The 23,212-nt window shown below is 68.0% G+C and carries 18 protein-coding genes; 12 read left to right on the top strand and 6 right to left on the bottom strand.

Features of this window, described 5'->3' with window-relative positions:
- From EV652_RS12905 to EV652_RS12885, 5 genes are all read left to right on the top strand, one after another.
- Positions 1-1,044: a substrate-binding domain-containing protein gene (locus tag EV652_RS12905; RefSeq protein ID WP_132209335.1), complete on the top strand. Its 1,044-nt coding sequence runs from the start codon at positions 1-3 to the stop codon at positions 1,042-1,044.
- 26 nt (positions 1,045-1,070) lie between these two features.
- Entirely contained in the window at positions 1,071-2,234 is a 1,164-nt protein-coding gene (locus EV652_RS12900; protein ID WP_132209334.1) for a Gfo/Idh/MocA family protein, read from the top strand.
- Positions 2,231-3,391, top strand: a complete 1,161-nt coding sequence (xylA, locus tag EV652_RS12895; protein WP_132209333.1) for a xylose isomerase — start codon at positions 2,231-2,233, stop codon at positions 3,389-3,391. Before EV652_RS12900 ends, xylA begins: the two co-directional genes overlap by 4 nt.
- Before the next feature lie 124 nt (positions 3,392-3,515).
- The gene (locus EV652_RS12890; protein WP_132209332.1) at positions 3,516-8,897 is read left to right on the top strand and encodes a ThuA domain-containing protein; all 5,382 of its coding nucleotides are present in this window, start codon (positions 3,516-3,518) and stop codon (positions 8,895-8,897) included.
- Between the two features lie 228 nt (positions 8,898-9,125).
- Positions 9,126-10,127, top strand: coding sequence for a sugar phosphate isomerase/epimerase family protein (locus EV652_RS12885; RefSeq protein WP_132209331.1), 1,002 nt, complete (start codon positions 9,126-9,128; stop codon positions 10,125-10,127).
- Here the strand turns inward: EV652_RS12885 and EV652_RS12880 are convergent.
- Entirely contained in the window at positions 10,124-11,206 is a 1,083-nt protein-coding gene (locus EV652_RS12880; protein WP_132209330.1) for an epoxide hydrolase family protein, read from the bottom strand. The two genes, EV652_RS12885 and EV652_RS12880, sit on opposite strands and share 4 nt — an antisense overlap.
- A 60-nt stretch (positions 11,207-11,266) precedes the next feature.
- On the opposite strand from EV652_RS12880, the gene EV652_RS12875 reads away from it, so the two are divergent.
- Positions 11,267-11,593: a hypothetical protein gene (locus EV652_RS12875; protein WP_132209329.1), complete on the top strand. Its 327-nt coding sequence runs from the start codon at positions 11,267-11,269 to the stop codon at positions 11,591-11,593.
- Between the two features lie 4 nt (positions 11,594-11,597).
- Entirely contained in the window at positions 11,598-12,341 is a 744-nt protein-coding gene (locus EV652_RS12870) for a YqjF family protein (protein ID WP_242001728.1), read from the top strand.
- 9 nt (positions 12,342-12,350) lie between these two features.
- Here EV652_RS12870 and EV652_RS12865 read toward each other — a convergent pair whose 3' ends face one another.
- Positions 12,351-13,163, bottom strand: coding sequence for a hypothetical protein (locus EV652_RS12865; protein ID WP_132209328.1), 813 nt, complete (start codon positions 13,161-13,163; stop codon positions 12,351-12,353).
- Between the two features lie 97 nt (positions 13,164-13,260).
- On the opposite strand from EV652_RS12865, the gene EV652_RS12860 reads away from it, so the two are divergent.
- Both EV652_RS12860 and EV652_RS44015 read left to right on the top strand, forming a co-directional pair.
- Positions 13,261-13,758, top strand: a complete 498-nt coding sequence (locus EV652_RS12860) for a MarR family winged helix-turn-helix transcriptional regulator (protein WP_242001727.1) — start codon at positions 13,261-13,263, stop codon at positions 13,756-13,758.
- 120 nt (positions 13,759-13,878) lie between these two features.
- Positions 13,879-14,055, top strand: coding sequence for a hypothetical protein (locus EV652_RS44015; RefSeq protein ID WP_158441154.1), 177 nt, complete (start codon positions 13,879-13,881; stop codon positions 14,053-14,055).
- 48 nt (positions 14,056-14,103) lie between these two features.
- Here EV652_RS44015 and EV652_RS12855 read toward each other — a convergent pair whose 3' ends face one another.
- Positions 14,104-14,898, bottom strand: a complete 795-nt coding sequence (locus EV652_RS12855) for a GNAT family N-acetyltransferase (protein ID WP_132209327.1) — start codon at positions 14,896-14,898, stop codon at positions 14,104-14,106.
- Positions 14,899-15,041: 143 nt separating this feature from the next.
- Here EV652_RS12855 and EV652_RS45205 point away from each other — a divergent pair, with 143 nt between their 5' ends.
- Positions 15,042-15,440: a rhamnogalacturonan endolyase family protein gene (locus EV652_RS45205; protein WP_242001726.1), complete on the top strand. Its 399-nt coding sequence runs from the start codon at positions 15,042-15,044 to the stop codon at positions 15,438-15,440.
- On the top strand, positions 15,403-16,884 hold the full coding sequence (locus EV652_RS12850) for a rhamnogalacturonan lyase (RefSeq protein WP_242001725.1): 1,482 nt from the start codon (positions 15,403-15,405) through the stop codon (positions 16,882-16,884). Before EV652_RS45205 ends, EV652_RS12850 begins: the two co-directional genes overlap by 38 nt.
- A gap of 37 nt (positions 16,885-16,921) precedes the next feature.
- On the opposite strand, the gene EV652_RS12845 is transcribed toward EV652_RS12850, so the two are convergent.
- Positions 16,922-17,500 (bottom strand): GNAT family N-acetyltransferase, encoded by a 579-nt coding sequence (locus tag EV652_RS12845; RefSeq protein ID WP_132209326.1) that lies wholly within the window; start codon positions 17,498-17,500, stop codon positions 16,922-16,924.
- 42 nt (positions 17,501-17,542) lie between these two features.
- Positions 17,543-18,340 (bottom strand): SGNH/GDSL hydrolase family protein, encoded by a 798-nt coding sequence (locus EV652_RS12840; RefSeq protein ID WP_199238155.1) that lies wholly within the window; start codon positions 18,338-18,340, stop codon positions 17,543-17,545.
- 89 nt (positions 18,341-18,429) lie between these two features.
- Here EV652_RS12840 and EV652_RS12835 point away from each other — a divergent pair, with 89 nt between their 5' ends.
- Positions 18,430-21,390, top strand: coding sequence for a sacsin N-terminal ATP-binding-like domain-containing protein (locus EV652_RS12835; protein WP_242001724.1), 2,961 nt, complete (start codon positions 18,430-18,432; stop codon positions 21,388-21,390).
- Here EV652_RS12835 and EV652_RS12830 read toward each other — a convergent pair whose 3' ends face one another.
- A complete protein-coding gene (locus EV652_RS12830) occupies positions 21,391-23,181 on the bottom strand; it encodes an AfsR/SARP family transcriptional regulator (RefSeq protein ID WP_132209325.1) in 1,791 nt (596 codons plus the stop codon).
- Positions 23,182-23,212 lie beyond the last annotated feature (31 nt).

Below are 23,212 nucleotides of genomic sequence, written 5' to 3'. Positions count from 1 at the left end.
ATGTCCGCACGTTCCGTCCGTACCCTGATCATCGCCGGTTTGAGCATGGTCGCGCTGGCAGCATGCACCAGCAACACCCCGGAGGCCGAGAAGGAAGACAACGCCGCCGCACCTCAGGGGGTCGCGTCCGGCAAGAACGACGAACCCGGCCAGAAGGTCCGGATCGGGTTCTCCGCACCGGCGGCCGACCACGGCTGGATGGGTGCCATCACCAAGGCCACCCAGGCGGAGGCGAAGAAGTACTCCGACGTCGAGCTGATCGTTGCCGAGGGCACCAACGATGTGAACCTGCAGATCAGCCAGGTGGAGACCTTCATCAACCAGAAGGTCGACGCGATCGTGCTGCTGCCGTTCGACGGCGCCGCGCTCACCCCGGTGGCGATCAAGGCGATGGAGGCCGGTATCACGGTGGTGAACGTGGACCGGGAGTTCGACAGCACGTTCGCCGCCCGGACCACGATCCTCGGTGACAACAAGGGGATGGGGGTCTCGGCCGGAACCTACATCTGCAAGGAGATGAAGGGGAAGAAGGACGCGGTGATCGCCGAGATCGCCGGGATCGACTCGCTGCCGCTGACCCAGGCCCGCAGCCAGGGCTTCAAGGAGGCGCTGGCCGACTGCGGCCTGAAGGTGAGCAACCGGGTCGCCGCCGAGTTCACCGTCGAGTCCGGTGAGAAGGCCGCCGCCAACCTGCTGCAGGCGGCTCCCAAGCTCGACGCCATCTGGAACCACGACGACGACCAGGGTGTCGGCGTGATGGCCGCGATCAAGAACTCCGGCCGCAAGGAGTTCTTCGTGGTCGGCGGGGCCGGCTCGGCGAACGTGATGCGGGACATCAAGTCCGGCACCAGCCTGCTGCGGGCCACCGTCATCTACCCGTCCACGCAGGGTGCGGACGGTGTCCGGCTGGCCCGGCTGCTGGTGCAGAAGAAGGCCCTCGGCGACCTGGTGGAGGTCGAGGTGCCGCGCACCATCCAGCTGTACGCGCCGGTGGTGACCAAGGACAACGTGGACCAGTACCTGCCCACTGCCTTCGAAAGCTGACTGCGAGCTAAAGGAGAGTCTCGACAATGACAGACCTGGGCATCGGCCTGATCGGCTACGCGTTCATGGGTGCGGCCCATTCGCAGGCCTGGCGGAGCGCGCCGCGCTTCTTCGACCTGCCGCTGAATCCGGCGATGAACGTGCTCTGCGGCCGCAACCCCGAGGCGGTCGCGGCCGCGGCGACCAAGCTCGGCTGGACGGAGACCGAGACCGACTGGCGCAAGCTGCTCGGCCGCGACGACATCCAGCTGATCGACGTCTGTACGCCGGGGGACAGCCACGCCGAGATCGCCATCGCCGCCCTCGAGGCCGGTAAGCACGTGCTGTGCGAGAAGCCGCTGGCCAACACGGTCGAGGAGGCCGAGGCGATGACGGCGGCGGCCGACGCGGCGGCGGCCAAGGGGATCAGGTCGATGGTCGGGTTCACCTACCGCCGGGTGCCGGCGATCGCGCTGGCCCGCCAGCTCGTCGCCGAGGGCAAACTCGGGACGATCCGGCACGTCCGGGCGCAGTACCTGCAGGACTGGATCGCCGACCCGGAGGCGCCGCTGTCGTGGCGGCTGGACAAGGAGAAGGCCGGCTCCGGCGCGCTCGGTGACATCGGTGCGCACATCATCGACCTGACCCAGTTCATCACCGGCGACAACATCGCCGAGGTGAGCGGTCAGCTGGAGACGTTCGTGAAGGAGCGCCCGGTCGCGGCCGAGCACTCCGGTCTGGCCGGTACGGCGGGCAGCGAACGGGGACCGGTCACGGTCGACGACGCGGCCGTGTTCCTGGCCAGGTTCGGCTCCGGTGCACTCGGCGTCTTCGAGGCGACCCGCTTCGCCACCGGCCGGAAGAACGCGATCCGGATCGAGATCAACGGCAGCCTGGGCAGCCTCGCGTTCGACTTCGAGGACATGAACCTCCTGCACTTCTACGACGCGACCGAGGACGCGCGCACCGCCGGTTTCCGGCGGATCCTCGCCACCGAGTCCGCCCACCCGTACGTCGGAGCGTGGTGGCCGCCCGGCCACCTGCTCGGTTACGAGCACGGGTTCACCCATCAGGTCGTCGACCTGGTCACCGCGATCGCCGATGAAGCCGATCCGACACCGTCGTTCGCCGACGGGCTGCGGGTCCAGCGGGTGCTGGCCGCGGTCGAGGCCAGTTCGACCTCACGACAATGGCAGGAGATTCCTGAATGAAGAGCTATACCCCGACCAGGGACGACAAGTTCTCGTTCGGTCTGTGGACGATCGGCTGGCAGGGCGTCGACGTCTTCGGTACGGCGGTCCGCCCGGCGATGGACCCGGTCTACGCGGTGGAGAAGCTCGCGGAACTGGGTGCCGCGGCGATCTCGTTCCACGACGACGACGTGGTGCCCGACGACGGCACCCGGCAGCAGGTGCTCGAGCGGTTCACCAAGGCACTGGCCGACACCGGCATCGTGGTCGAGATGGCGACCACGAACCTGTTCAGCCACCCGGTGTTCAAGGACGGCGGCCTGACCGCGAACGACCGGTCGGTACGGCGGTACGCACTGTCCAAGGTGCTGCGCAACCTCGACCTTGCGGCTGAGCTGGGCGCGTCGACGTACGTGCTCTGGGGCGGTCGTGAAGGTGCCGAGTCCGGCGGCTCGAAGGACGTCAACGCGGCCCTCGACCGGTACAAGGAGTCGATGGACCTGCTCTGTGCGTACGTGCGGGCGCAGGGCTACAACATCCGGTTCGCGATCGAGCCGAAGCCGAACGAGCCGCGCGGTGACATCTTGCTGCCGTCGATCGGCCACGCGATTGCCTTCATCAACGATCTCGCCGATCCGGAACTGGTCGGCATCAACCCCGAGGTCGGGCACGAGCAGATGGCCGGGCTGAACTACGCGCACGGTATCGCTCAGGCGCTGTGGCACGGGAAGCTGTACCACATCGACCTGAACGGGCAGCACGGTCCGCGGTTCGACCAGGACCTGCGCTTCGGCGCCGGCAACCTGCGCGAGGCGTTCTGGACCGTCGACGTGCTGCAGGGCACCGACGGCCGGCCCGGGTACGACGGTTACGTGCACTTCGACTACAAGCCGCCGCGGACCGAGGACGAGGAAGGCGTCTGGGAGACCGCGCGTGGCTGTATGCGGAACTACCTGATCCTTCGCGACAAGGTGGCGGCGTTCCGGGCCGACCCGGAGGTGGCCGAGGCGCTGGCCGCGGCCAAGGTCGCGGAGTTGTCCGAGCCCACCCTGGCCGAGGGTGAGACGCTGGCCGACCTCCGCAACGAGAAGTACGACCGGGAGGCGCTGGCCGAGCGCGGTCTCGGGTTCGAGAAGCTGGACCAGCTGGCGATGGAGCACCTGCTCGGCGTTCGCTGACCAGCCTGATTTGGAGAGAGTACTGACTCCCGCGCAGGGCAGAGCACGGGACTTGTAGTAGCTGGGGTCTTTCCCGCCCCGACTGATGGAGCGCGCACCTTATCCGACCCATGAGGAGCTCCGCATGATCCAGCTACGCAGGCACGGCACGGTGATTCGTGCGCTCGTGCTCGCCCTGATCGCGACACTGCTGATACCCCTACCGGCCCGGGCTCATCCCGGCCACGGTGACGAGACGTTCAATGCACTGATCTTCAGCAAGACCGCCGGGTTCCGGCACGACTCGATCCCGGCCGGCATCCAGGCGATCACCGAACTCGCCGCGGCGAACAACTTCACCGTCACCGCGACCGAGGATGCGTCGCTGTTCAACGACACCGAGCTGGCCAAGTACGAGGTGGTCATCTGGATGTCGACGACTGGCGACGTACTGAACGCCGACCAGCAGGCCGCCTTCGAGCGGTACATCCGGGCCGGTGGCGGGTACGCCGGTGTGCACGCCGCGTCCGACACCGAGTACGACTGGCCCTGGTACGGCGAGCTCGTCGGCAGCTACTTCGACAGTCACCCACCGGGTACGCCGGCCGGCACGGTGAAGGTTGAAGACCACGCCCACCCGTCGACGGCGGAAGCGCCGACGATCTGGCAGCGCACGGACGAGTGGTACAACTACCGCACCAACCCGCGCGACTCGGTCCACGTCCTCGCCTCGCTCGACGAATCGTCGTACACGGGCGGGAACATGGGTCCGGAGCACCCGATCACGTGGTGTCAGGACTATGACGGTGGCCGGGCTTGGTACACGGGCATGGGGCACACGATCGCGTCGTACGCCGAACCGGCCTTCCGGCAGCTGTTGTTGGGCGGGATCAAGACTGCCGCTGGTGTGGAGGCCGCCGACTGTGGCGCGTCCCTGAGTGACAGCTACCAGAAGGTGACGCTGGACGACGACACGTCGAACCCGATGGAGCTCGCGATCGCCGGTGACGGCCGGGTCTTCTACATCGACCGGAACGGCGCGGTGAAGATCGTCAAGCCGGACGGTTCCGTGGTGACTGCCGGCACGCTGAACGTCTACACCGGGCAGGAGTTCGGGCTGCTCGGGATCGCGCTGGATCCTGCCTTCGCCGAGAACGGCTCTCTATACCTGTACTACTCCCCGGCGGGCACCGAGCCCTTCGACCGGGTCTCGCGGTTCAAGGTGACTGGTGACACCCTCGACCTCGCGAGTGAGAAGCAGGTACTGCGGATCGACACGCAGCGGGATCAGTGTTGTCACGCGGGTGGTGCGCTGGAGTTCGACGGTCAGGGCAACCTTTTCGTGGCCACCGGCGACAACAGCAATCCGTTCGACTCCGACGGATACACGCCGATCGACGAGCGGTCCGGACGGGCCGCGTGGGACTCGCAGCGCAGTGCTGCCAACAGCAACAACCTGAACGGGAAGATCCTCCGCATCCACCCGGAGGCGGACGGCACGTACACGATCCCGGCCGGCAACATGTTCGCGGCGGGTACGGCGAAGACGCGGCCGGAGATCTACGCGATGGGCTTCCGGAATCCGTTCCGGATCGGGATCGACCCAACCACGAACCATTTGTTCGTCGCGGACTACGGACCGGACGCGGGCGGGGTGTCTCCGACGCGCGGGCCGGACGGGCGGGTCGAGTGGGACATCCTCGACAAGCCGGGGTTCTACGGCTGGCCGTACTGCGTCGGCAACAACACGCCGTACAACGACCACGACTTCGCCACCGGGACGTCGGGTGCTGTGTTCAACTGCAACGCACCGGTCAACGAGTCGCCGAACAACACCGGCATCACGCAGTTGCCGGCGGCGATCCCGGCGACTCTGTGGATGGGCAAGTCGACGACCGGCGTACCGGAGATCGGTGGCAGTGGTGCACCGATGACGAGTGGTGCGTATCAGTACAACGCCGACAGCACGTCGGATCGGAAGTGGCCGGCGTACTTCGACGGCAAGGCGGTGTGGGCGGACTGGAACGACAGCCGGCTGTTCTCGGTGCAGTTGAACGACGAGCGCAGCGGTGTGGTCGACGTGTCGCGGATGCTGCAGAAGCAGAGCTTCATCCGGCCGCACGCACTGCAGTTCGGACCCGATGGTGCCTTGTATGTGATCGAGTGGGGGAGCGGGTTCGGCGGTAACAACGCCGACTCGGGGATCTACCGGATCGATTACGTGCAAGGGAATCGGGCGCCGATCGCGCAGTTCAGCACGGACAAGACGTCGGGCCCGGCGCCGCTGACGGTTGCCTTCGACTCGACCGGTTCGCGAGATCCGGACGGACAACCGATCACGCTGGCCTGGGACTTCGACGGCAACGGTACGACGGACAGCACCGAGGCCAAACCGTCGTACACCTATGCGACGCCTGGCGTGTTCACGGCTCGCCTGACGGTGAGCGATCCGGACGGGCGTACGGCGGTGTCGAACCGGACGATCACGGCCGGGAACACGGCACCGACGATCACCGTGCAGGCTCCGGTTGACGGTGGGTTCTTCGACTTCGGGGACACCATCCGCTACAAGGTGACAGTGACCGACCCCGAGGACGGGGTGGTCGATTGCAATGACGTGATCACCCAGCCGGCGCTCGGGCATGATGAGCACGCGCACGGCTATGAGCAGTACCGCGGGTGTGAGGGGACATTCCCGCTACCTGGCGACCAAGGGCACGTCGGCGCGAACATCTTCGGCATCGTCACCGTGACGTACACGGACAAGGGCGCGCCGGGGACGGGGACGATCACCACGCAGAAGGTCGTGCAACTGCAGCCGAAGACGCGTGAGGCGGAGTACTTCACCGAGACCGGCGGACCAGGATCGACACCCGGCGTACAGGTTGAGGACACCGGCGATGTGGCCGGCGGTGGCAAGAACATCGGGTGGATCGAGGACGGCGACTGGTGGGGTTGGAAGCCGACCAACCTGACGCTGATCGATCAGATTCAGTTGCGGGCTGCATCCCCGGAGGCGGGCGCGACGGTGCAGGTCCGTCAGGGTTCGCCTACTGATGGCCCGGTGGTGGCGACGATTCAGGTGTCTCCGACAGGTGGATGGCAGACGTACGGCGACTTCACGGGCGACGTCAGTGGGGCTTCGCTGGCGAGCGGTCCGCTGTACTTCGTCAAGACGACCGGGCAGCTGAACGTCAACTGGGTTCGCTTTATCGGGAAGGGTGTGACGGAGAATCAGCGGCCCACGGTCACCGCATCGGCATCGGTGACGCAGGGCAAGGCTCCGTTGAAGGTCGACTTCACAGCGGCTGCGACCGATGCCGAGGGTGACCTGCCGTTGACCTACGCATGGAGCTTCGGAGACGGAGCCACCGCTACCGGTGCGTCGGTGAGTCACACCTACACGACGGCTGGGAGTTTCGCTGCCAAGGTGACGGTGACGGATGCCCGCGGTGCAGCGGGTTCGGTGACCGTGACGGTGACTGTGGATTCGCCTTCGCTGCCGGCCTGTCTCACCGGACGGTCCGACGGGTTCGACGGTACGGCGCTCGACACCGAACGATGGTCCGCTGTTGTCCGGGGCAACCAGGAGCTGTCGGTTGCCGACGGCAATCTGTCGATCCCGTTGACGGCGACCGACATCTACGGGACCGGCAACTCGAGCACGCCGAACATCGTGCTGCAGCCGTTGCCGGCGGGTGCCTGGCAGGCGACGACGAAGCTCACGTTGCCCGCCCGGCTGGCGTATCAGCAAGCCGGATTGATCGTGTACGGCGACGACGACAACTACGCCAAGATGGTGCTCCAGGGCCGGTCGACCGGATCGCCGTCGGCGGCGGACCGGATCTTCCAGTTCATTCGCGAGGAGGCCGGCGTACCGAATGAGGTCGCCGCGTCGAACACGGCCAACCTGGGTGCGTCGTACCCGGACACCGTGTGGGTGCGGTTCACCTCGGACGGGTCGTCCTTGAAGGCTGCCTACAGTGCGGATGGCGCGACGTTCACGGAGATGCCGGAGACCAAGCAGCTGGCCGGGATCTCGAATCCGCGGATCGGGCTGTTCGGGCTGACGAACCGGGCCGAGGCGTTGCCGATCACGGCGTCGTTCGACCACTTCATCATCACGCCGGACGACACCGCCGAGCAGCCGGCCCCGGATGACGAGTTCGCGGGTACGACGCTGGACGCGTGCCGGTGGTCGGGCGTCGTACGGCCCGATCCGGCGGCCTTCCGGGTGGCGGGTGATGCTCTGGAGATCGACACCGGCAATGGCGACATCTACCAGGGCGGGAACACCAATCCGAAGAACCTGATGCTGCAGCCGGCGCCGGACGGTGACTGGACGATCGAGACGAAGGTGGACGCGTCGGCGTTCGACGAGCGGTACCAGCAGGCCGGGTTGATGGTGTACGCCGATGACGCCAACTACGTGAAGCTCGACTATCTGACGACCAACGCAGCCGGGTCCGCGGTGACACGTGGGCTGGAGTTGCGGAGTGAGGTCGCGGATGCGGTGGTCGAGCCGGCGCCGAACGCTGCGGCGACGCAGGGTGTCTGGCACCTGCGGTTGGCGAAGAGCGGGTCGACGTTCACCGGGTCCTACAGTGCCGATGGCGTGGCGTGGACCGCGCTGCCGGCGGTGACCAACCCGGCGCTCGAGTCGGCCTCGTTCGGTGTGTACGCCTTCGGGGCGGATCAGGTCGCGTCGAAGACGGCGCGGTTCGACTACTTCAAGTTGGTCCGGGACACGGTGGCTCCGTCGGTCAATCTGTCGCTGAATCCGTCGACCCCTTCCGGGCTCGGTGGGTGGTGGACCGCTCCCGTTGTTGCTACCGCGATGGCGACGGACGACCAGGCGGGGCAGGTGTACGTGGAGCAGAAGGTCGGTACCGGCGACTGGTCCGAGTACACGGCTCCGGTGACGTTGTCTGCTGACGGCACGCACACGATCCAGGTGCGGGCTAGTGACACTGCGGGGAACGTGTCGACGGCCGAGTCGACCACGGTGAAGATCGACCGTACGGCGCCTGTCGTAGCGGTCACCGGGGTGGCTGCCGGCGGGTCGCTCGGGGTGGCCTCGGTTGCTGCGGTTGCGGCCACGGCGTCGGATGCGTTGTCTGGTCCGGCCGGGGACGTGACGCTCGCGGTCGATGGCCGCGCGCTGTCGCCGGCCGGGAAGCTCGACGGTGCAGTCCTCGGTCTTGGGGCGCACGAGCTGACGGCGTCGGCTGTGGATGTCGCAGGCAACAAGTCGGTGACCACGGTGCCGTTCACGGTGGTCGTGTCGTACCCGGAGGCGGTCAAGCTGGTGGATCGCTACCAGGTCGCCGGGACGGTGCCGTTGGCAACTGCCACGGTGATGAAAGTCCAGCTGGGCTTGGCGGAGCGTGCTGTCCGTCGCAACCAGCCGGCTGTGGCGGCCGTCGCCCTCGACCTGTTCCTCGCCAAGGCCCGGACTGTCAGCGACGTACCGGCCCGCACGTTGCTCACCGCCGTCGGCCAGGACCTGAAGGCCGGGCTGGCCTGATGACGTCGCCGTGGGAGATCGCGACACCTGCCGCCGTCCCGGCTGGTTCGGCCCCAGCAGGGGTCGGCAGCGCGCTCTCCCGCGGCCGGCGGGGGACCACCCGGTCCCCGTCCCCGGCGCCGCCCCGCGCTCCAGGCGCCGCCGGGGACACCCCGGCATCTCCGATCCACAGCTCGCCCCGGCTGAACGCAGTACCAGAAGAACCGGTTCGACGAAGGAGTAGAGGACATGGCTCGACCGATCACCCTGTTCACCGGCCAGTGGGCCGACCTGCCGTTCGAGGAGGTGGCCCGGCTGGCTGCCTCGTGGGGCTACGAAGGGCTGGAGATCGCCTGCTGGGGTGACCATCTCGACGTACGGCGTGCCGCCGAGGACGACGCGTATGTCCGCGACCGCCGCGACATCCTGGACAAGTACAACCTCAAGGTGTGGACGATCTCCAACCACCTGCTCGGCCAGGCGGTCTGCGACGACCCGATCGACCAGCGCCACCAGGCGATCCTGCCGGCGCACATCTGGGGCGATGGCGACCCCGAGGGTGTGCGGCAACGTGCCGCCGAGGAGATGAAGACGACCGCTCGGGCGGCTCGCGCCCTCGGCGTCGACGTGGTCGTCGGGTTCACCGGTTCGGCGATCTGGAAGACCATCGCGATGTTCCCGCCGGTGCCGCCGGCCATGATCGAGGCCGGCTACAAGGACTTCGCGGACCGGTGGAACCCGATCCTCGATGTGTTCGACGAGGTCGGTGTCCGGTTCGCCCACGAGGTGCACCCGTCCGAGATCGCCTACGACTACTGGTCGACCACCGCGACGCTGGAGGCGATCGGGCATCGGGAGGCGTTCGGGCTCAACTGGGACCCGTCACACTTCGTCTGGCAGGACCTCGACCCGGTCGGTTTCCTGTGGGACTTCAAGGACCGGATCTACCACGTCGACTGCAAGGACGCGAAGCGCCAGGTCGGCAACGGACGCAACGGCCGGATGGGTTCGCACCTGGCCTGGGGCGACCCGCGCCGCGGCTGGGACTTCGTGTCCACCGGTCACGGCGACGTCCCGTGGGAGGCGTGCTTCCGGATGCTGAACACGATCGGGTACGACGGCCCGATCTCGGTGGAATGGGAAGACGCCGGGATGGACCGCCTGGTCGGCGCGGCCGAAGCGCTCCAGTTCGTCCGCTCGCTGGCCTTCGACCCGCCGACCGCTTCCTTCGACGCCGCGTTCTCTTCCTAGAGTCCTCTGAAAAACTGTTGGAGGTCTCCGATCACCAGGTCGGGGACCTCCAGGGCGGCGAAGTGTCCGCCGCGGTCGAACTCCTGGAAGTGCACGACGTTGTGCTCGCGCTCGGCGAGCTTGCGGACGGTCGCGTCACCGGGGAAGACCACGATCCCGGTCGGCACGGGGCAGTAGGGGATCTCAGCTGTCCAGGTCGACTGCGCCTCGCGATAGAGGCGTGCTTGCGATCCCGCCGTGCCGGTCAACCAGGTCAGCGTCACCGAGTCCAGGATCGGGTCGTTGCCGATGACACCGACTCGATGGCCGTAGTCGTCGTACCACTCGAGATTCCAGGCGAGCTGGCCGACGGGGGAGTCGACCAACGCATAGGCGAGGGTCTGCGGCCGGGTGCCCTGGATCGACGCGTATCCGGATCGCTCGCCGGCCCACCGATCGAGGCCGGCCAGACGCTCGCGCTCCGCCTCGGTGAACTCCTCGTCGCCGGTCGGGAACGCGACGAAACTGTCGAGATGCAGCCCGATCACCCGGTCCGGCACGAGGCGGGCCAACGCGGGGGCGATCCGCGCACCCCAGTCGTAGCCGTGGACGCCGTACCGCTGATATCCCAGCCGTTCCATCAACGTGGCCCACGCCCTGGCGATCCGGTCGACACCCCACCCGGTCGTCGCCGTCGGCCCGGAGAACCCGAACCCGGGCATCGTCGGAATCACCAGCTCGAACCCGCTGTCCTTGAGTGGCTCGACCAGCTGGAGAAAGTCGCTGGCCGCACCTGGCCACCCATGCAGCATCAGCAGCGGGACTGGGTTCTTGACCCCCGGCTTGATGTGCATGAAGTGCACGCGCTGACCGTCGATCTCCGTCACGAATTGCGGCAATGCATTGATCCTCTGCTCGAGCCGCCTCCAGTCGTACGACGTCCGCCAATGGTGGACGAGCTCCTGCAGGCGGCCGAGCTCCACGCCGTACGACCACTGCACATCCGGCAGTTGATCAGGCCATCTGGTCGCTTCCAGCCGTTGCTGCAGCTCGTCCAGCTCACTCTGCGGAACCTCGGCCCGAAACTCCCTGATCTCCATTCCACCCACGGTAGGAGCAGTAGCGGACAGTTGGTGACCTCTGGGTCTACGCTCGGTGCCATGACAGCTGGCAGGTACGTCGCGCGGATCGTCGAGGTTCCGGATCACGGGATCAGGCTCGAGCCGGCGGCTGATTCGGTCGCTCCGGATCAGCCGACCGAGGTGAATCTGCTCGGCATGGCGATCGCGCTGGCGCTCGGAGCCGCCGGGTACCGGCACCACGCCGAGCAGCGCGATCCGGAGCTCCAGACCCTCGACACGCTGCTCAGTGGCGACGCGGTCATGCCGTGGCGTGCGACCGGTGAGTCCGGCGACGGTACGCCGTACATCGTCTGCCAACTGAACGACGGCCGCCCGACCTGCGAGGTCCGGCCCAACGCCGACTGAGCCGGTGGACTCGATCTGGCCCGAGGCACCTGCGCTTCGGCGACCGCGGATTCTGCGGCAGGGGTGGCGTGACCTGACCTTCCTGCACTGGTCCGTGGACCCGTCCGAGGTCGCGAACTTCTTCCCACCCGGTGTCGCGCCGGACACCTTCGAGGGACGCACGTACGTCGGCCTGGTGCCCTTCCGGATGGTCGACACCGGCCTCGCGCACGGCCCGGCCGTCCCGTACTGGGGCACGTTCCTGGAGACCAACATCCGCCTGTACTCCGTCGACACCTCGGGCCGTCGCGGTGTGGTGTTCCTCAGCCTGGACGCCGACCGCCTGGCCGTCGTTGCGGCCGCCCGAACCGTCTTCGGCCTCCCGTACCGCTGGGCCCGTATGACTCATGTTGCTGATGGCAACCACCACACCTACACGTCGACCGTCCGCTGGCCAGGTGTCCAAGCCGCCAGCACGATCGGCGTACGGACAGGCCAACCGTTGGAGCCCGGCCCCCTCGAACACTTCCTCACCGCCCGCTGGGGCCTCCACACCCGCCGAGCCCGCCGCACCTGGTACCTCCCCAATGAACACCCGCCCTGGTCCCTCCACACGGCCGAGTTGGTGCGGTTCGACGACCAAGGCCTCCTGGCCTCAGTCGGTCTCATGGGGTTGACCGGCCCGCCCAACCACGTGATGTACAGCCCCGGCGTCCCCGCCGAGTTCGGCCTCCCGTTCGCCGCCCCAGGAACTCCCGCACGACCCTGAGCGATGCACTCAGCCCATCAGCTCGGCGGTCTGGTTGCTGATGAACGACAGGCCCACCTGGCCGGACCACCTGTGCACCTCGGTCGCGAGTGCACGCGAGCCGGCCGCGTCGCCCTCATCCCGGAGAAGCACCGCCAGCAACGTCTGCTGGGCCAGCGCACCCAAGAGGTGACCCACCTTCTGCCGGAGCTCCGTCGACCGCTCCCACTGCTGCCGCGCCAGCGCGAGATCGCCGGCCGTGTGCGCATGGTCCCCGAGGTGCCGCAACGCCAACGAAGCCAGCAGATCGTCCCCACCTGCTTCCCCGAGCTCGAGGGTTTCGGTGTAGCAGGCGAACGCAGTCTCGTGCTTGCCGAGCAGGTTGTCGGCAATGACTCCCGCGTAGAAGCACGTCATCCCGCGCCGCACCCCATCAGGCGCTCGCTCCCGCAGTCTGTCCGCCCACTCCGCCAGCTCCGCCCGATCACGGTGCGGGTCCTGTTCCTCACCACCGCCTCCGGTGTCCGGCTGCTGCGATGCGCGGAAGAGCTGGCCTGAGTACGTCTTCCGGAGGTTGAGCAGCTCCAGGTCCCAGGCAGCCGTCGTGTCGGGCAACGCGTTGAGGGCTTCGGCCGCGGCGGCCAGCGCCGGGGTGGCATGGTCCGTCTGCTGGGCAAAGTCTCGGTCTACGGCGACCTCGGCCAGCGCAAGGCTCAAGGCGCGCTGGTCGGCTGGGTCGTCGGTGGTGGTGGCGCGGAGGAGGTCGGTTGCGGCGGTCCACTGAGCGGCGCGCATCAGGTGGGTGGCGGCGGTGATGGCTGCGGGTACGGCGAGCTGGGCCATGGAATGTCCTCACGGGGTGAGCAGTGACTATGCCCGCAGAGTATTTCGACGTCGAAATATTTGACAACTAACCTTCAGTCGCTGAAAAGTTAGACGGGTGAAGGATTCAGTGGATGACCATGTCGACCTCTGGGCCAACGAGCTGCCCGACCTGGATCGGCGGGTCGAAGGGATCGCGGTTCGGTTGCAGGTGCTGGCGAAGTACCTTGATCGGCACCGGGACGCGGTGCTGGCGGAGTACGGATTGCAGTGGTGGGAGTTCAAGACGCTCCACATGCTCCGTCGCGGAGGTACGCCGTACCGCGCCACGCCGGGGGAGTTGGCCAAGCAGCTGGGCATGTCAGCGGCGGCACTCACCAACCGCCTGGACGCCCTCGAGAAACGCGGTTACGTCGAACGCACCCACGACCGCGACGACCGCCGCAAGGTCGGCGCGACTCTCACCCCCGCCGGCCACAAGCTCTGGGAACAAGGCATCGACCAGATCCAGCACGTCGAGCAGACCTTGATCCACGAACTCTCCTCCAGCGACCAAATCCGGCTGGAAGCCCTCCTCCGCCGCCTGGTCCAGGCCACCGAGAAGGACTCCGAGTGACCGCGCGACACGGAGAGTGAGTTTCGACTCCGACGCGACGCGGATGTCAAGAAGTGGCGATCGGCTCCGACGTCTGGATGTAGGCACCCACAGGGGCGCCCGGATCTGGAGGACGGACAGATGGAACCGCTGAACTTGATGGTCTCCCTCAGCCACTTCGGCAAGACCGAGCCCACCATCCCACCCAAGCAACCCAGCCGTCGCGCGGCCAAGCGTCGCAACCAGCCGCAGCCCGCGCAGGACACAAGCACCGCCCGCCGCGCATTCCGCTGGCTCCGCCCCGCCGCCTCCCGCTAACCCCGGTGTGGTTGGGCGGGGGGTGGAGCATCCCCGCCAGCGCCAGTGTTAGGCGGGGGTGTGGACCCAGGGGGTGGTTGTGGTGACGGGCAGGAAGCCTAGGCGTTGGAGGATGGGGGAGCTGTCGGCGGAGGCGTCTACCTGGAGGTACTTGTAGCCGAGTTCGACTGCTCGGGCTGCGCGGACTGCGACGAGCGCCTTGTAGATGCCCTTGCCGCGCCATTCGGGGAGCGTTGAGCCGCCCCAGAGGCCGGTGAAGTCGGTGCCCTTCTTGTAGACGGCCCACGCCGCGGAGACGACTTGGCCGGCGGCTTCGGCGACGAAGATGTCGGTGAGTCCGCTCGCTTTGTGTCGGACCAGCTCGTCGGTCAGCCAGGACCAGTCCTCGCCCCAGACGGTGGACTCCATCGCGGCGATTCGCGCGAAGTCGCCCTCGTCCGTGGTCAGGCGCACAGTGACGCCGTCCACGGATTCGCGGCCGCGGAGGCGTTCGGCGATCGCTGCGCTCTCTGCGATGAGGACGGTCTCCTCGTCCTCGGGCTCGAAGCCGGCCGCACGCAGTCGGTCCGGAAGGTCCGCCGGCAGGTCATGGCCGCGCAGCTTCCATTCGACCGCCTTGCCCTTGGCGGCGAAGTAGTCCCGCTGCCGTGCGATCAACGCATCCACCTCGGCGCCGTCGAGGCCCTCGAGCGAGCGATAGCTCGCGAACCCGCGACTCGGGTACTCGACCCGAATCACCGGTCCGTCCTGGCTCGTCGGTACGTCAGCGCTCTCGCCCGCGCCGCGCAATTGGTCGTCGTACGCCGCCAGCAACGCGGCAGCCTGCTCATTCGTCGAGGTCACCGCAGGACTCTGACACGCCGACCCGGTTCACCGCTCGTCAAATTCGAACGATTCACCCTGGGTAGCGCTATTGACACGCACAGAGGCGTCTTCTACCTTTCGGGAAACGCTTTCCAGTCCCCGCCCACACCTGGATGGTCACGATGAAACGTCTCAATCCTCTTGTCGCCACTGCGGTCGCGATCACCACCGTCACCGCCGGACTCACGGCGGTCCACGCGCAAGCCACGCCGGCGGCCGAACCCACCTCGGACCCAGCCACGGCCCTGAACAACATCGTCCCCACCGACACGGCCAACCTCGATCGTGGTCTGGTCAGCCTGCGGACGGCCAAGGGCAACTTCCTGTCCTGGCGGTTGCTGCACGACGATCCCGCGGGGATCGAGTACGCCGTCTATCGCGACGCCACCCGGATCGCGACGACCAAGGTCACCAACTACCTCGACCCCGGAGCTCCGGCCAACGCGCTACAGCGTTCACCCGCTGGCCGGCGGTATGGAAACCATGGCAGCCGATGGCGAGGTGTCCACCCTGGCGACTAGTCAGGACGTCCCGATCCAGAAGCCAGCGGGCGGTACGACGCCCGACGGTGTTGCCTACACCTACACGGCCAACGACGCGTCCGTCGCCGACCTCGACGCCGACGGTGCGTACGAGATCGTCCTGAAATGGGACCCGACGAACGCGAAGGACAACTCGCAGGCCGGGTACACCGGCAACGTCTACCTCGACGCGTACGAACTCAACGGCACCCGCAAATGGCGGATCGACCTCGGCCGCAACATCCGCGCGGGTGCGCACTACACCCAGTTCCAGGTCTTCGACTACGACGGTGACAACCGCGCGGAGGTCGCGGTGAAGACCGCCGACGGCTCGCGTTCCGGCACCGGCCAGGTGATCGGCGACGCGAACGCCGACCACCGGAACTCGTCCGGCTACATCCTCACCGGTCCGGAGTATCTGACCGTGTTCAGCGGCACCACTGGTGAGGTGCTGGCGACCGCCAACTACGTCCCGCCGCGCGGCACGGTCTCGTCGTGGGGCGACTCGTACGGCAACCGTGTCGACCGGTTCCTTGCCGGTACGGCGTACGTCTCGGGAGCGAGGCCGAGCATCATCGAGGCCCGCGGCTACTACACCCGGTCGGTGATCTCCGCGTGGGACTACTCGAACCGGACGCTGACTCGGCGCTGGACGTTCGACAGCAACAGTTCGACCAACGGGTCGGCGTGGACCGGGCAGGGCAACCACCAGTTGTCCATCGCCGATGTCGACAACGACGGCCGCGACGAGATCATGTACGGCGCGATGGCGATCGATGACAACGGCAACGGTTTGTGGACCAACGGACTGGGTCACGGCGACGCGTACCACGTCGGCGATCTGGTGCCGAGTCGCGCCGGTCTCGAGGTGTTCAAACCGTCCGAGGACAGTTCCAAGCCCGCTGACTGGGTGGCCGACGCGCGTACTGGTCAGACAATATGGCGTGCTGCCTCGTGTGGCTGTGACAACGGTCGTGCTGTTGGCGATGACATCTGGTCAGGCAATGCCGGCGCCGAGGTGTGGTCGTCGGCGGTGGCCGGGCTGCGTTCGGCGACGAACGGTGCGCAGGTCGCCGGCCGGAAACCCGGGTCGACGAACTTCGTGATCTGGTGGGACGGCGACGGGCAGCGCGAGTTGCTGGACGGCACCCACATCGACAAGTACGGCACCGCCGGCGACACCCGGTTGCTGACGGCAAGCGGCGTGCATTCCAACAACGGCACCAAGGCCACGCCGGCGCTGCAGGCCGACATCCTCGGCGACTGGCGCGAGGAGGTCATCTGGCCGACCTCGGACGACACGGCGTTGCGGATCTACTCGACCACCGACTCGACGAGTATTTCGCGCGTCTCCCTGATGCAGGACCGCATGTACCGGGTCGCCGTCGCCTGGCAGAACACCGCGTACAACCAACCACCCCACGCCAGCTTCCTCAACCCCTGACCTGGCCCGGGAGAGGCGTCTCGCGGGGCGCCTCTCCTCAGTGGGGTGGGCGGTACATGGCGTAGTGGATGGGGCCGTGGTGGGGGAGTTCCAGTTCGGCGGTGACCGTGAAGCCGAGGGACTCGTAGAAGGTGAGGTTGGCGGGTTCGTGGGTTTCGAGGAACGCCGGGGAGTGCTCGGCGTCGGCGGCGGCCAGGCCGGGAGTGATGACGGCTCGGCCCAGTCCCTGGTTCTGGCGGTCCGGATCGACGCCGACCAGAGCGAGGAACCAGACCGGCTCGCGCGGCCGGAAGACGCCCATTGCCTGCTCGCACTCCTTGGCCAGTGCTGCCCGCGACCCCGCGAGTCTCGTGAGTTCGTCGGCGTACGCGGCTAAGGCGTCCGGGGGAGTGGCCGGCGTGGTCCAGACGGCGACGGCGCTGGTGTCCTCGGTGACCCAGACCCGGCCGTGCGGCAGGCCGATCCCGGTCACGAAGAGCCGCTGGTACTGCGTCAGCCGGTCGAGGTAGTCGTCCGGGTCGAGGCCCAGCCGTGTCATCGGGTAGTCCTCGAAGGCGCGGGCCAAGGTGCGGACCGCCGCGTCGACGTCCGTCTCCGATGCCTGCCGCACCTCCATGGTCCGAGCCTACGTTTCCGGGGCTGCGTTTTGAGGGGCGTACTACGTTTTGAGGGTCCGCAGGATCAGGTCCGCGACGGCTCGCATCCCGGCCGCGTTCGGGTGGTAGGGGACGAAACCGCCGGGGAAACCTGGCGGGCGGAGGGTGAATCCGGTCGTCCAGGGCTCGGCTGATCCGATCGCGTGATCCCGGCTCGCGGCTGACGATGCGATCAGGTCGGCGCCGGTGGTGGCGGCCGCCTTGGCGAAGGCGGCAGCGAGGCCGTCGGCCATCATGGCGATGCTGGGGAGTTGCTCCTCGTTCAGTGGTACGTCGAGACGCGGACGAGTGCTCAGGCCGACGAGGGACAGGTAGTCGACGAGCATGATCCGCGACGCCGGAGCCCGCTCCCGGACCCGCTCGACGACGGTGACGAGGGAGTCGGTGACGGCCTGGTAGGACGCGTCGTCCTTGAGGTAGCTGACCCGGGCGCGGATCCGGTTCGCGACGCGGCGGCCGAGGAGGGTCGCGGGCTTGGCGAGCGTGTTCAGCATGCTGCCTCGGCTGAACGTCCCGACGTACTCGAGATCGTTGCCTCCGACAGTGATCGTGACCAGGGCGGTGTCGGGTCCGACGGCTTCGAGCTGGGGCGGAGCCTCGTCCTGCGGGGTGTCGAGGATGTTCGCGGTGGTCGCGCCGGAGTAGGTGACGTCGACGAGGTCGAGTTCGAGCTCGGCCGCGACCAGGTGCGCGTAGTTGTTGCCCGAACGTCCGGCCGCCTTGTCCACGATCGGGTTGATTCCTGGGCCTGCGGCGAACGAGCTGCCGAGGGCGACGTACCGGCTGCCGGGTGGGATCACCGGACCACGATAGCCGCGACCCGCCACGATGCGCCCAACCCAGGCTGTTCGTTCCAGGAACACGCGAGGTCCTTGGCATACTGCACCGGGTGAGTGACGACGTGTTCGGGACGGCCGGGGTTCGGGAGCGGGTGCTGGCCGGGTGGGCGGCGGCGCCGGTGCGGTTTCGGGAGGACGCGAACGCCGAGGAGGATCTGGCGCTCGGAGGGTACGTCGACCGGGTCGTCGTCGAGCTGGCGCAGAACGCGGCGGATGCGGCTGCTCGGGCGGGGATGCCTGGGCGGGTGCTCTTCTCGTTCCGTGGGAGCACGTTGGTGGTTGCCAATACCGGTGCGCCGTTGACCGCTGAGGGGGTTGAGTCACTGGCGACGTTGCGGGCGTCGGCGAAGCGGGATGAGGGGGCGGTTGGCCGGTTCGGGGTCGGATTCTCCGCTGTGCTGGCGGTGACGGATGAGCCGGTGATTCTGTCGCGGACCGGTGGGGTGCGGTTCTCGAAGGCGGATACAGCGGCGGCGATCGCGGGGCTGGGGTCTGCAGGACTTGATACGGAGGTACGGCGCCGTGACGGCCAGGTGCCCGTGTTGCGACTGCCGTTCGAGGCGGAGGGGGAGCCGCCGGAAGGGTACGACACCGCCGTCATCCTGCCGCTGCGCGACGAGGCGGCGGCCGAGCTCGTACGCCGCCTGCTCGACGAAGCCGGCGATGCGCTGCTGCTGGCCTTGCCCGGCCTCGAACACATCGAGATCGAGACAGTTGACGGTCACCGTACCCTGGAGGACGCCGAGTCTCGCTGGCACGTCCTCCGCGTAGGTGGCGTCTTCGATGAACGCGAACGAGAGCAGTTGCTGGCCGAACGTCCGACGGAGGAACGTTCACGCCCCCAGTGGTCGGTGCTGTGGGCCCTTCCGCGTGATGAAGCCGTCGAGCTGCCGGGAGTGGTGCAGGCGCCGACCCCGACCGACGAGCCGCTCAGCCTCAGAGGGTTGCTGTTGGCAACTTTTCCGTTGGATCCGACCCGGCGGCATGTGGCGCAGGGGCCGTTGACGGATCGGTTGGTGCAGGAGGCCGCGGAGGCGTACGCGGAGTTGCTGCGGCAGCGGGCCGAGGATGGGGACGAGGTGCTCAGCCTGGTGCCTACCGGGCTTGCGGCGGGGGCGCTGGATCGGGCCATCCGGGATGCGATTGTCGCTGTGCTGCCGGGTACGGCGATCGTCCGGGCTGTGGAGGATGACACGCTCATCAGGCCGCGGGATGCGGTCGTAGTCGAAGGGGCTGATGACGCGTTCACCGTCGTACTCGCGCCGATCGTTCGCGGGCTGATCCGGTCGAGTCTGCAGTTTCGTACGGCGCTCGACACTCTCCAGGTTCGCCGACTGGAGTTGGCCGAGGTCGTCGACCAACTCGGCGTAGAGGAATCACCCGAGTGGTGGCGCACCCTCTATGCGTCACTCGCTGGCATGGTGACGGACGCGTTGCTCCGCGAGTCCCTCGGCACCCTGCCCGTCCCGCTCGCCGACGGCCGGCTCGTTCGTGGTGTCCGTGGCCTCCTCCTCCCAGGGCCTGAGCTGCCCGTCGACGTTCTCAAGGAATTCGGCGAGTACGGCGTACGCGTAGTCCACCCCGAAGCCGTCGACCCAGCGCTCGAACGCCTCGGTGCACTCCCGGCGACGCCACGGACGTTGCTGGAGGACAGCGCCGTACGCACCGCCGTCGAGCACTCGCTGGAAGCCGACGATCCGGATGGGATCGCGCACGCCGTCCTGAGCCTGGTCGCCGCCGACCCGTCGCAAGCAGAAGGCCTGTGGTGGCTCGCCGACCTCGCGCTCAGGGACGACGAAGGCGACCTGGTCCCGGCGAACGCGCTCGTCATCCCCGGTTCCGAAGCCGATTCCGTCCTCGACGAGGACGAGGTCGCGCCGGTCGACCAGACCCTCCTCGAGCGCTACGGACTGCCCGCGCTGAAGGCGGTCGGCGTACTCGCGACCCTCGGTGTCGTCACCGCCTCCGACGTCGCCCTGGACGAGTTGCCCGAATCCCTCAACGACCTCGACGGCATCGAGGACTGGGCGTACGACGTGGCACCGGACGGATCCCGGTACGGCGCGACCGTCGGAGAACTCGCCGCGATCCGCGACCTCGACTGGATCACCGACGACGCCTGGCCGCGGGTCCTCGAACTGTTCGGCTCGTCACCCGATCTCCGCCGGGCTCTGGTCACCCAGGTCCGCGTGGTCGGTCCCGATGATCGCCCGCTCGGCGTCCCGTCGTATTCGGCCTGGTGGATCCGTGAGCGCGTCCTGCTCGAGGACGGCGAACCCCTTGCCGGCCGGGCCGATCCGGATGCTGATCCGGTCCTCGCGAGCTTCCTCGACGAGGCGCCGGCGTGGACGGCCGGACTCGATCCCGAGGTGCGGACGGCGGTCGGCCTGGTGCGCGAGGTCGGCGATCTCGATGCCGACGGCATCAGTCTGTTGCTGGAGCGCCTCGCCGACCCGGAGCGTGATGTCGACGAGAGCGCGATCCTGCGGTTGTGGAGTCAGCTCGGCACGCTGTCGGTGTTCCCGGGCGATACGCCGGAGCAGGTCCGGGTCCTCGCCGACGACGGTCTGACCCGGGTCGCCGAGGTCGGCCGGGCGGTGGTCGTCGACGGGCCGATGTGGTTGCAGCGTGAGGATCTGGGCGGATTCGTCGTCGCCTCCGGTGCGGCCGCGGACGGGTTGAGCGACCTGTTCGACGTACCGATGGCGCAGGAAGTTGCCCAGGGCAAGATCGACGGCGACGGTACGGCGGCCGACGTGCCGGCGATCGTGCGCGAACTGGTCCCGGAGGTCCCGCCGACGTGGTGGGAGCACGAGGAGCTCACGGTCGACGGGGTCGAGGTGTCGTGGTGGGTGGACGACGAGGGTGCTCCGCATGCGGCGACGTTCGACGGACTGGCCAAGGCGCTGGCGTGGGCGAGCGGCCGCTGGGACCAGCGGCACGTGATCCGCGCCGTACTCAACGAACCCGACCGCAGCTCCGAACTCCTCGTCGACGCAGCCTTCGACTGATCACCGGCCGGCGAGCTCGCGCAGAGCGGGATTGTCGATATCGGCGCTCAGTGACCGCGCGGCGGCGGTACCCCGGCGATCGCCGAGCCGGCCCAGGTGAAGCTGCGCGTGAACCTGCATCTCCCGCAGGTCGCAGCGAGCGGCGAGCGACGACAGGCTGCTCGCCAGCCGCTGAGCCCGTTCGCCGTCGGACTGATCGAGCGCGGTCCCGACGGCGGTGTCGAGCACATGCGCGTGCACCCACTGATAGCGATCCGGTTCGCGACTCGCCCGGGTCATCGCCAGATCGAGCCACTCGGTCGCGCCGGGGTAATCGCCTCGACCGGCGTGCAGCAGAGCAAGCCCGCGGCCGGCCATCCCTTCCCAGCACGGATCGTTCAGCTGACAGCCCAGCGCCCAGGCCTGTTCGAACCCTTCCGCCGAGGTGTCGAGCTTCCCGGCGTAGAGATCGAGCTCGGCCGCCAGCGCCTGCGGCCATGGCAGGAAGGCGATCCAGCGTTCCTGCCGCACCAGGCCGAGCGTCTCGGCCAGGACTGCCGCGGCCTGGCTGTACTCCGAACGCAACAGATGCGCCCGGCCGACGAGCGACAGTGACCAGGCCTGCTGCCGATGATCACCACAGCGGGCAGCGAGCTCGGCAGATTCACCTAGTTGCTCGAAAGCAGCCGGGTAGTCGGCCCGGTCGGAGGAATTCATCCCGCGTACGCCGAGGATCGCAGCGGACTCCGCATCGGTCTCGGCGAGTGCCTGGGCCTTGGTCAGCCACTCGTCACCGGTCCTGCGCCGGCCGGCCTGGACCTCGATGAAACCCAGCTCGCGCAGCGCCAACACCGAAGTCGCCCGTTCACCGGCTTCCTCGGCGACCGTCAGGGCCTCGTGCAGGACGATCGTGCCCTCCTCGTCATGCCCCCGGATCGCGTGCACGAGAGCGCCTCCGAGAGCCGCGAGTGCCCGTGCTTCCAGCGTCTTGTCGTGGCACTGGACCGCGAGCGCCGCGGCCTGGCGCAGGCACTGCAGGCCGGCGTCGGCCGCGCCGGCCACAATCGCCGCCCGACCGGCCTGAAGCTGACTGACGGCCGCGGCTCGACCACTCAGCGGCGGACCCGACTTCGGCCGAACCTCCGCGGCATCCCGGAGCGTTTCGGACACCCCGATGCCGAGTTCGCGGCGGAACAGGTCCTCGCAGATCGCGACCTGCCGAAGCGCGCTGACCCGATCGCCAGACGTGGCCATGCTCCGGATCAGCAGTTCGTGGTTGCCCTGCTCATGCGGATTGATCTCGATCGCCTTTGCGGCAAAGGGAATCGCCGCGGCGGCCCGCCCGGCCGCGACCAAGGCGATGGCGTTCTGCCGCATCCGCGCTTCGATCACACCGGCGACCCGGCGTCGCTCGACCAGCAACCACGATTCGAACTCCGGACAGGACTCCAGCTCCACACCCTCGAGGAGCTCACCACCGAGCTTCAGCAGCATTTCGGGTTCCACCGACGGCTCGGTCAACGCCAGCACGTCGATGGTCGTCGTACGGTCGATGGCCGTCACCACCGGATCGCCGGTCAGCAGATCCGGTACGCCGATCGTGCGGCGGAGCTCGGCCAACGTCCAGCGCAGCGCGCCGAGGGGATCCTCGGCGTCCGCGAAGAACAGCTCGGCGAGGCGGCGACGGCTGGGCGGCCGCTCGGCCAGCAAGAGGTAGCCGAGCAGCGCCCAGGCCTTCCGCCCGCGGGGCTGACGACCCGGCTCCCGGCCGTGCTCGATCACCGGCGGACCGAGCAGCCGAATCGTCACCATTGATCTCTCCCCCTCCCCGAGACCAGTGTCA

Origin of the sequence: Kribbella steppae, from assembly GCF_004342025.1 — a bacterium.
Lineage (GTDB): Bacteria > Actinomycetota > Actinomycetes > Propionibacteriales > Kribbellaceae > Kribbella > Kribbella steppae.
Note: the sequence above shows the minus strand (reverse complement) of the source record. Positions and strands in the feature narration are given on the sequence as shown.

Excerpts from the sequence above, each read along its gene's own strand:
- EV652_RS12905 (WP_132209335.1), top strand. The coding sequence starts at position 1 with ATGTCCGCACGTTCCGTCCGTACCCTGATCATCGCCGGTTTGAGCATG.
- EV652_RS12900 (WP_132209334.1), top strand. The coding sequence starts at position 1,071 with ATGACAGACCTGGGCATCGGCCTGATCGGCTACGCGTTCATGGGTGCG.
- xylA (WP_132209333.1), top strand. The coding sequence starts at position 2,231 with ATGAAGAGCTATACCCCGACCAGGGACGACAAGTTCTCGTTCGGTCTG.
- EV652_RS12890 (WP_132209332.1), top strand. The coding sequence starts at position 3,516 with ATGATCCAGCTACGCAGGCACGGCACGGTGATTCGTGCGCTCGTGCTC.
- EV652_RS12885 (WP_132209331.1), top strand. The coding sequence starts at position 9,126 with ATGGCTCGACCGATCACCCTGTTCACCGGCCAGTGGGCCGACCTGCCG.
- EV652_RS12880 (WP_132209330.1), bottom strand. The coding sequence starts at position 11,206 with ATGGAGATCAGGGAGTTTCGGGCCGAGGTTCCGCAGAGTGAGCTGGAC.
- EV652_RS12875 (WP_132209329.1), top strand. The coding sequence starts at position 11,267 with ATGACAGCTGGCAGGTACGTCGCGCGGATCGTCGAGGTTCCGGATCAC.
- EV652_RS12865 (WP_132209328.1), bottom strand. The coding sequence starts at position 13,163 with ATGGCCCAGCTCGCCGTACCCGCAGCCATCACCGCCGCCACCCACCTG.
- EV652_RS44015 (WP_158441154.1), top strand. The coding sequence starts at position 13,879 with ATGGAACCGCTGAACTTGATGGTCTCCCTCAGCCACTTCGGCAAGACC.
- EV652_RS45205 (WP_242001726.1), top strand. The coding sequence starts at position 15,042 with ATGAAACGTCTCAATCCTCTTGTCGCCACTGCGGTCGCGATCACCACC.
- EV652_RS12850 (WP_242001725.1), top strand. The coding sequence starts at position 15,403 with ATGGCAGCCGATGGCGAGGTGTCCACCCTGGCGACTAGTCAGGACGTC.
- EV652_RS12845 (WP_132209326.1), bottom strand. The coding sequence starts at position 17,500 with ATGGAGGTGCGGCAGGCATCGGAGACGGACGTCGACGCGGCGGTCCGC.
- EV652_RS12830 (WP_132209325.1), bottom strand. The coding sequence starts at position 23,181 with ATGGTGACGATTCGGCTGCTCGGTCCGCCGGTGATCGAGCACGGCCGG.